Raw genomic sequence first — 8,509 nt, forward strand, 5'->3', positions numbered from 1 at the left:
ACAGATTTCGGGAGAATGGTATATTTTTCAATTCTCAACCAAAAATTCTGGATGGGCGCGTAGCTCAGGCGGTAGAGCAACGGCCTTTTAAGCCGTGGGTCGCAGGTTCGAATCCTGCCGCGCTCACTATTACAAAATGGCCCTGAATCACAATGATTTCAGGGCTTTTTTAGCGCCCATTGCGAGTAAATAATGATGATATAAATTTATTATATTGTTTTTCAAAGGTCAAGGAAGTTATAAACAAAATTTATGATTTGGAACTGCGATATTGCACGGCGACTTGACATCACAACGGGTATTAAATATATTGTGAATCAACGAACTCAAGAATAGGAGATGTTTGTGCTTACTCGTGAAAAATTGAATGCACAGTCACTGGCTTTTGAAGAGGTACCTCTGGAAGATATTTTGATCTGGGCATGGGAGACATTGGGGTCTCGCGTGGCGTTTGGTACTGCTTTTGGTGCCAGTGGCATGGTTTTGCTCGATGTGATGCAAAAGGTAGCGCCACAGATTCCCGTATTTACAATTGACACGGGTTTTCTGTTTCCCGAAACTCTGAGTTTGATCGACCGCGTGGAGGCGCGCTATGGGATTGAGATTGAGCGAGTGTATTCCCGTTTGAGTATTGAAGAGCAAGCGCGTGATTACGGTGATGAACTCTACAAACGGGATGCCGACCGCTGTTGCTGGTTGCGGAAAGTCGAGCCTTTGCAGCGCAAGTTATCCCAGTTGAATGGCTGGATTAACAGCCGCCGGCGAGATCAAAGCGATACCCGCAGCCAAATTCCCATTCTGGAATACTATGAGACAGATGGGCGCGCGTTGCTCAAATTGAATCCCATGGCACCGTGGACGCGCAAACAGGTCTGGGATTACATTATCGAACACGATGTGCCCTATAATCCCTTGATGGATCAGGGCTTTGCCACGATAGGGTGCTGGCCCTGCACAAAAGCTGTGGATGGATGTGTAGATGAACGCGCGGGTCGCTGGGAGGATTCGGATAAGACAGAGTGCGGTATTCACACCTTTTTACAGCCTATTGATGCGGCGGTCAATTCTGTGCCTGAGACTGTTCAATCTTGACATCGCGTTAAAAATCGTATTATTTGGATATAATCGCGGCCCTCTCGTGGGGTCGTTTTTGGTTTATGGCAGGGCGTGGGCGATACTGATTTCTTTATAACAACGGCTAAAGGCCATTTATGCGTAGCAAAAAGCTATCAAAGCGTTCTGGCATCCGGCACTCGGTTCTCGATGCAATAGGCAATACGCCGCTGTTGCGTATCCGGGAATTGGGGGACAAGATTAGGCCCGAGGTTGAAATCTGGGCGAAGTTGGAGATGTTTAACCCGGGCGGATCGGTCAAAGATCGCCCCGCGTTGCAGATGATCGAAGATGCCGAAAAGGCGGGGGTGCTCACGCCGGAGAAAGTGATTCTGGATTCGACTTCGGGCAATACGGGTATTGCGTATGCGATGATCGGTGCGGCAAAGGGATACCGCGTCGAGCTGGTTATGCCCGAGAGCGTGAGCATTGAGCGGCGATACGTCATTCAGTCTTATGGATCTGATCTGGTGTTGAGCGATCCCCTTGAAGGCTCAGATGGTGCGATTTTGAAATGCCGGGAAATGCTGGCTGCAAACCCCGATTTGTATTACAAACCCGATCAGTACAATAATCCGTCCAATTCCAGGGCGCATTATTTGCACACGGCACCAGAAATCTGGTCGCAGACACAGGGGAGGGTGACGCATTTTGTGGCGACGTTGGGCACGAGTGGTACTGTAATGGGTACTGGCAGAGGTCTGAAGGCATTTAATCCCGATGTGCAGATTATTGCCGTTGAGCCACCCGAATTTCACGGGATTGAGGGTCTAAAAAATATGGATGTGTCCATTGTGCCCGGTATTTACGACCCATCGGTTTGGGACCAGAAGATACGGATTGAAACGGAAGATGCGTATGATATTGCGCGGTGGTTGACGCGAGATATGGGGTTGCTGGTGGGGCAGTCTTGCGGTGCGGCGATGGCCGCTGCCCTGAAAGTTGCCGAGACTCTGGATGAAGGGGTTATCGTCACGCTGTTTCCCGATAGTGGTGAAAAGTACATGAGTACGCCCCTGTGGCGGCTCGATCCTGCGGGGTAGAGATGTTTGACAAAGCGATTTGGGATGCCATGTTTGTCCACGCACAGGGGGAATACCCGGCTGAGTGTTGCGGTATTGTGACCGAAGATGCTTCGGGGGTGCAGGTGATTCATCCGTGTGAGAATATCCAGGACAAATTGCACGCTGCCGATCCCGAGACCCATCCGCGCACTTCCAGGACGGCTTATCGCATGAACGATATGCATGCGATGAAAATTCAATCGGAAGCGGAACAAGCGGGCGGGCGGATTGTCGCGATCTATCATTCGCATATCGATGTGGATGCCTATTTTTCTCAAGAGGATCAAGATGCAGCGACGTTTTTTGGTGAACCAACCTATCCGGGCGTGGTTTATCCCATTATTCCCGTAAAAAATGCCCGGGTGGATGTCGGCGGAGAAAAAGTTTTTCAATGGCGTGATTCGTCGTCAAAATTTGAGGAAGTGGAAATCAGGTGAAATATAAAAAAGGAGGTAACAAATGGCTGTAACAGTTCGGATTCCAACGCCTTTGCGCAAGTTTACTGGTGATCAATCCGATGTAGAAGTGCAGGGCGCAACGGTTGGGGAAGCTATCGATAATCTCGAAGCACAGCATGCGGGCATTAAGGAGCACATGGTTGATGAGTCGGGTGCTATTCGACGCTTTGTCAATGTGTATGTCAATGAAGAGGATATTCGCTTTCTGGATGGACCCGATACTGACCTCAGAGATGGCGATCAGGTAACTATTGTGCCTGCGATTGCCGGTGGGTGTTCCCTTTAATCGGTATATCTGACTTATGATGCACATTTCCGCTAAAGGTGACTACGGTTTGCGGGCGGTCTTAGACCTGTGTCTGCACGATGGGGAAGGGCCAGTTTTGCGTACCGATATCGCTGTGCGGCAAAATATCCCCGCAGCGTATTTGGTACAGTTGCTCAATCTTTTGCGAAAAGCCGGTTTGGTACACAGTATTCGCGGTCCCAAAGGCGGGCATTTGTTGTTGAAACGTCCGGATGAGTTGACCGTGGAAGAGGTATTGGCTGCTCTGGAGGGACCCGTCAATTTGGTGGATAAGCGCGAAAAGTCTGGGGATGCGGAAACAGATGTGTTCAATGACGTGTGGGAATCTGTGGGGACTGCTGTACACGATGTCCTGTCATCGGTGACATTTGCCGATTTGTGTCGAAAGTACCGGGCGCGTCAGATGCCTGTCACATTCCGGATATGATTATGGATGGCGCGAAAACTGGACATACGGTTCTGGATCTGGTGGGCAACACGCCCATGGTAAAGCTGAACTCGATAGGACCTGCAAATGGTGCGCAGCTTTGGGCGAAATTGGAATTTTTTAATCCGGCGGGTAGTGTAAAAGATCGCACGGCTCTCGCTATGGTTGAGGCAGCAGAAAAAAGTGGGCAACTCAAACCCGGTATGACCATTGTGGAACCGACCAGTGGCAATACGGGTATTGGCCTTGCCATGGTGGCGGCGATTAAAAATTATCGGTTGATCATTACCATGCCCGAAGGCGTCAGCGACGAGCGCACCCGATTGCTCAAAGCTTATGGTGCCGAGGTTGTGCTAACACCCACCCGCGAGGGGATGCGCGGTGCGATTGAAAAAGCGTGGACGCTTAAGGACAAGAACTGTTTTATTCCAATGCAGTTTGAAAACCCCGCCAATCCCGAGATTCACCGGCATACCACCGCCCGCGAGATGATTTCACAACTTGATGGTGTTCCCGATGCTTTTGTCGCAGGTGTGGGAACAGGTGGCACTGTGACCGGTGTGGGGGAGGTCTTTAAGCAGGTGCGATCAGATGTCGTGATCGTCGGCGTAGAGCCAGGGGATTCTGCGGTGTTATCGGGTGGAGAGCCTGGTCCTACTGAGATCGATGGTCTGGGCGCAGGCATGATTCCAGATGTGCTGAATACGGAAATACTGGATCGCGTGATTGCCGTATCCAATTCGGATGCGCGCAAGATGTCAAAGCGCCTGGCCCGAGAAGAGGGCTTGCTGGTGGGGATTTCGTCGGGTGCAGCAGCGCACGCAGCCGTTGTTGTCGCTTCAGGTATGAGACCTCAACAGACGGTCGCAACGGTATTGTGCGATACCGGTGAACGCTATTTGGGCACGTTTTTATTTGGGTGATGTACGCGAACAAAAAAACCCCGGCATCTTTTTGAGATTGCCGGGGCTTTTTGTTTTTGCAGATATTTTACGATTCAAGAGCAGCGACGTGGCGCCGTACTCTCGATTTGTAGCGGGCGGCCGCATTGCGGTGTATAACGCCCTTTTGGGCTGTTTTATCAATTATGGACTGCGTGCGATTGATCAGTGCTTCTGCTTCTTCTTTGCTATTTGTCTCCAGTATTTTTTTTAGAGAAGTACGCAAAGACGAGCGCGTACCCTTGTTGCGGAGCCTGGCTTTTTCAGCCTGGCGCATGCGTTTTTTTGAAGATGCCAATTTGGGCAAGGGATTCACCTCCTTAGAGAGTTTTCCGAAATTCAGAGTACGAAATTTAAACATTTACAGGTATTTGCACAACCCATTTTTCATTTTCTTGTTTTTTTCTCTTTCTGCTGTATTTTACGGCCCAGGACTTTCAATCAAATCCAAGAGGAGGAATCACAATGGCATCAACTATTTATGTCGGCACAATTGGTCAGGGTGTTTGGCGAAGCAAAGACGGTGGCGACTCATGGCGGCGCACGAGCAGCGGTATGTTCTCGGAATCGGATATTCGCGCCATTGCCGTGCATCCAGACAATGCGTCAATTCTGTTTGCGGGAACAGAGGCCGGTATTTATCGCTCGCAAAACGGGGGAGACAACTGGGAAAAATTGGATTCACCAATGAACGATATGCAAATCTGGTCCCTTGCGATTCACCCCAGAAGTCCAGATACGGTTTACGCAGGCACATGTCCTTCTGCGCTGTTTCGGTCGGACGATGGCGGTGAGACATGGAAGCAACTTTCTGTGGAACTCGTCGAGGATTGCGGTGCGATTATTCCGCGCGTCACGACTATTATCACAGATCCGGCAGATGATCAGACCGTCTATGCGGGTATTGAAATCGACGGCATGCGGATCAGCAGAGATGGTGGCGAGACATGGACATCTGGCAATGAGGGCCTTTCGAGTCTCGATATTCACGGCCTCGCGCTCGTGCCCGGGAATCCAAAAACACTTGTGGCTGGCACCAATAATGATGTATGCCTCACAACCGATATGATGAATTGGACACGGCTCAATGTGAAAGCAGAGTTTCCCTGGCCCTATTGCAGGGGGGTGCTCTATATGTCAAATGGTCGGGTGTATGTCGGCGCGGGAAATGGACCGCCAGGCGATGAAGGGGGGCTGTTCTACACGTCTGATCTGGGACATTCGTGGGAGCGTGCCGATCTGAACGGCAATACAAACAGCACGGTCTGGGCGATTGTTCACAATCCCGCTGTGCCGGATTTGATGATAGCGTATAGTATTGCTGGACAAATTTTTAGCAGTACCGACAATGGCGATTCATGGACCAAATTCGCCCGCGAATTCGGCGAAGTTCGCGCGGTGGCTATTGCTCAGTGATACAGGTGGTGGATAGTGGCTAAACGAGTTTCTCCTCTGCGGCCGACCAGGTTCCGCATCTGATTTCCAGCAGGTGATCCACTGGTGTCGTAAATGTTATCAATACGCGGAAGGCTGTAGGGGCGGACTCGCTGCCCCGCAACGCCCAGAAGCGATGGGCATACGCGCCCGGTCCAATGGAAATGGCGTCGTTGCCTATGTGGTAGGTCGCATATCCGGATTTGAGGAATGCGACTTCTGCGGCCTGGCCGCGCACGATGCCGCTGTCAAAATCCAGTTCACCACCTGGGACAAAATCGCACGCGATTTGAAATGGCACGCGGTCATAGCCCTCTGATTTTACGTGCAGATTAAATCCACTATCCACTTCTTCAATTTCCAATACTGTCGTTAGTGGCGGCAGGGCGTACACATCTCTTTCTTTTCGCAAATTGTAAAATTCCTCAAAAGCGACCTCGCGCCCCAATGGCAGGTCATAACCGGGTCTGCCACCATCTGAACTTCGGCTTATGTGCGTCATCCTGATTTTGCCATCCACTTCCTCAAAGGTCTCGCCTGAAAATTGTGCAATAGCAAAATAGCTCGCACACAGGTTCACTGAGGCCAATTCCACGTCTCCGTGTTTTACGCCAAATGGCGATGTTATACCTGCACCTGCTGTGGCACTCGTTTTTTCGCGCCGCACACGCCACAATTGAGCGGTTGGGTAAATCTTTGCGTACGACTCGGGCAAAGGTTCGCGTTCGAGGTTGTCGTCTCGCCATTCGGGGTGGGTTAAAAATGGTTCCAGTGCCCAGGGCAAACCGCCAGGGGATATGGCGTATAACCAGTCCGCGACTGCTGCGTAAAATCCATTTTCCTCGCGCCGCGCCATGTTGTAATAGCTATCGACCATACCGACGAGAACAACGCGCGTGCCGTGGTCTTGTCTGCGGGAAAAACTCGTTACTACGGTTCCGTCTGCATGTAACATGTGATAGGATAAATCCAGATTTCGGCGCACGGGTTCCAGAAGTTGGGGGCGATTGAGGGCGTCGGCAGCCAGTCGGAGCGCGCGATTGCAGATGGCGTTATACGTGCCTGCACTGCGCTCGATGTATTCGCCATCGGCATTGTTGTCTATTGTTTCGGCGAGGTAGCTTTCGATGGTGTCCATTCCCTCCAGGTCGGGGAATAATTCCAGTGCTTGAGAAAGCGCGGCGACCAATACCCAGCGGTGATTGGGCGTGTGGAATCCACCCGCGATCATGCCCGGTACAGCCGTTTGAATAATTTCTCCGAGTACTTCGGCAATTTGTCCCGCGCCGTCATCTTTTGCTTTGCGAGCCGCGCGGACTACTGGCGCGAGTCCCTCGACCAGAAATCCCGTGTCTGGCGATGAATCAAAATTGGTCGTTATCAGATCAAAACATCCACTCTCCCGACGAATTTTTCGAGCAAAAGCCGCGCCAGCGAGAATGCGTGCCAGAATTTCTTCGCTTTGATAATATCGACTGCCTTCCAGAAGATAGGCATAGCCCAGGGTGGATACCGCGCTCACATTTGTCGCACCGGCAATACCATCGCTGACAAACCCGCCGTAATCTTTTCGATGGATATCCAGGACCTGACGGGGCAACATAGTTTCTATTTGTTCATTCAGATTTTCCAATAGTGCTTCGTATTTTAGCATGCATAACCCCCATGGGTGAACGACCACCAGCAAACCGAAGACCTGCCCAATATATTCCCAATTTGCCCGTATTTCAAGAGAACTCGTTTCCCACAGGGGCCTGATTCAATGCAAACTGAAACGGATCGGAATGGTCATGCGTACCGCAACTCCTCTGTCATTTTGCATGGCTGGTTTGAACTGAAATTGTCTGACTGCCTCCAGAGCCGCAGCGCGAAAAATCTCGGGTCCTTTTAAGACTCGCGGTTCGATCACACGCCCTTCTCTGGTCACTATAAACGCCACAATCACCTGACCCTGTAATCCCGCTCTGCGGGCCATCTCTGGATAAACTGGATTCACGAACTTGATCAACTCGGGTTTCTGTTCCACGATCCAGAATTCCAAAATTTCTTCCTCTACTTCCACATCGTTCTTATGCAGGGGTGGTGGGATATCGACGACAGGTGCATCGAAATCCAGTTCTGTATCGGCAATGGTCACATCATCGGGCACGTCTTCGTCTTCTGTTTCAAGGGGTATTTTGGGCCTTTCCAGAGGCAATGGTGGATCCGGTATCACAGGAATATCTACAACTTTGACCACCTCAATAACTTTTTTGGTCGGTTTAGAATCGATCTTCATATCTGGAAACAATATGGCCAATCCGACCATCAGAAACAGCGTCAATGAAGTAGAACGTCTCATCACCTTTGGATAATTTGCTTTCAAATCGGCATCTGCATGTTTTTTGCGAATCATCATTTTCTCCTTTTTAAAGTATTAAAATTTTAATAGTTCATCTCAAAAAAATATCTATTGGTTTATTATCATAACATCAGTATCCTCCCTTTAGCGGACCTTCAGGACAAAAGGTATGAGCCAGTACATCGAGTTGTCGCATCTGAAGCGCCTTTGTGCGGTTAGGTGCATAAATCCCCATGTTGATTAAAAAGAAACGATTCTGAGCGATATCAAAGAGTGCATAACTCTTAAATGGTCCACCTTGCCACGCGCGTGTATTTTCCCACAGTCCTTCCAGGCATACGGCCAATTTACCCAGGAACTCCGTCTGGTAAATATTTACCTCCCCAGACGATGTTTGATCGCCGCCATAAAAACGGCTCGATAC

The 8,509-nt window shown here is 50.3% G+C and carries 11 protein-coding genes and 1 tRNA gene; 8 read left to right on the top strand and 4 right to left on the bottom strand.

Features of this window, described 5'->3' with window-relative positions; all coding sequences use genetic code 11:
- Positions 1-53 precede the first annotated feature (53 nt).
- From OXG87_05645 to cysK, 7 genes are all read left to right on the top strand, one after another.
- A tRNA-Lys gene (locus OXG87_05645) sits at positions 54-126 on the top strand.
- Between the two features lie 219 nt (positions 127-345).
- Complete coding sequence (locus tag OXG87_05650) at positions 346-1,092, top strand: phosphoadenylyl-sulfate reductase (protein MCY3869022.1); 747 nt, start codon at positions 346-348, stop codon at positions 1,090-1,092.
- A 119-nt stretch (positions 1,093-1,211) separates the two neighbouring features.
- On the top strand, positions 1,212-2,156 hold the full coding sequence (locus tag OXG87_05655; GenBank protein ID MCY3869023.1) for a cysteine synthase: 945 nt from the start codon (positions 1,212-1,214) through the stop codon (positions 2,154-2,156).
- 2 nt (positions 2,157-2,158) lie between these two features.
- A complete protein-coding gene (locus OXG87_05660) occupies positions 2,159-2,614 on the top strand; it encodes a M67 family metallopeptidase (protein ID MCY3869024.1) in 456 nt (151 codons plus the stop codon).
- A gap of 22 nt (positions 2,615-2,636) precedes the next feature.
- Positions 2,637-2,921, top strand: coding sequence for a MoaD/ThiS family protein (locus tag OXG87_05665; protein MCY3869025.1), 285 nt, complete (start codon positions 2,637-2,639; stop codon positions 2,919-2,921).
- A 16-nt stretch (positions 2,922-2,937) separates the two neighbouring features.
- Positions 2,938-3,369, top strand: a complete 432-nt coding sequence (locus OXG87_05670) for an Rrf2 family transcriptional regulator (protein MCY3869026.1) — start codon at positions 2,938-2,940, stop codon at positions 3,367-3,369.
- A 2-nt stretch (positions 3,370-3,371) separates the two neighbouring features.
- The gene (cysK, locus tag OXG87_05675; GenBank protein ID MCY3869027.1) at positions 3,372-4,292 is read left to right on the top strand and encodes a cysteine synthase A; all 921 of its coding nucleotides are present in this window, start codon (positions 3,372-3,374) and stop codon (positions 4,290-4,292) included.
- A gap of 67 nt (positions 4,293-4,359) precedes the next feature.
- Here cysK and rpsT read toward each other — a convergent pair whose 3' ends face one another.
- Positions 4,360-4,617, bottom strand: coding sequence for a 30S ribosomal protein S20 (gene rpsT, locus OXG87_05680; GenBank protein ID MCY3869028.1), 258 nt, complete (start codon positions 4,615-4,617; stop codon positions 4,360-4,362).
- 158 nt (positions 4,618-4,775) lie between these two features.
- On the opposite strand from rpsT, the gene OXG87_05685 reads away from it, so the two are divergent.
- Positions 4,776-5,726: a YCF48-related protein gene (locus OXG87_05685; GenBank protein MCY3869029.1), complete on the top strand. Its 951-nt coding sequence runs from the start codon at positions 4,776-4,778 to the stop codon at positions 5,724-5,726.
- Positions 5,727-5,745: 19 nt separating this feature from the next.
- Here OXG87_05685 and OXG87_05690 read toward each other — a convergent pair whose 3' ends face one another.
- From OXG87_05690 to OXG87_05700, 3 genes are all read right to left on the bottom strand, one after another.
- The gene (locus tag OXG87_05690) at positions 5,746-7,398 is read right to left on the bottom strand and encodes a hypothetical protein (GenBank protein ID MCY3869030.1); all 1,653 of its coding nucleotides are present in this window, start codon (positions 7,396-7,398) and stop codon (positions 5,746-5,748) included.
- A 105-nt stretch (positions 7,399-7,503) separates the two neighbouring features.
- On the bottom strand, positions 7,504-8,139 hold the full coding sequence (locus OXG87_05695) for an energy transducer TonB (protein ID MCY3869031.1): 636 nt from the start codon (positions 8,137-8,139) through the stop codon (positions 7,504-7,506).
- Positions 8,140-8,215: 76 nt separating this feature from the next.
- Positions 8,216-8,509 (bottom strand): DUF4837 family protein (locus tag OXG87_05700; protein MCY3869032.1); only part of this gene is annotated, 294 nt, incomplete at its 5' end.

The organism is Gemmatimonadota bacterium, from assembly GCA_026706845.1.
Taxonomy (GTDB): Bacteria; Latescibacterota; UBA2968; order UBA2968; family UBA2968; genus VXRD01.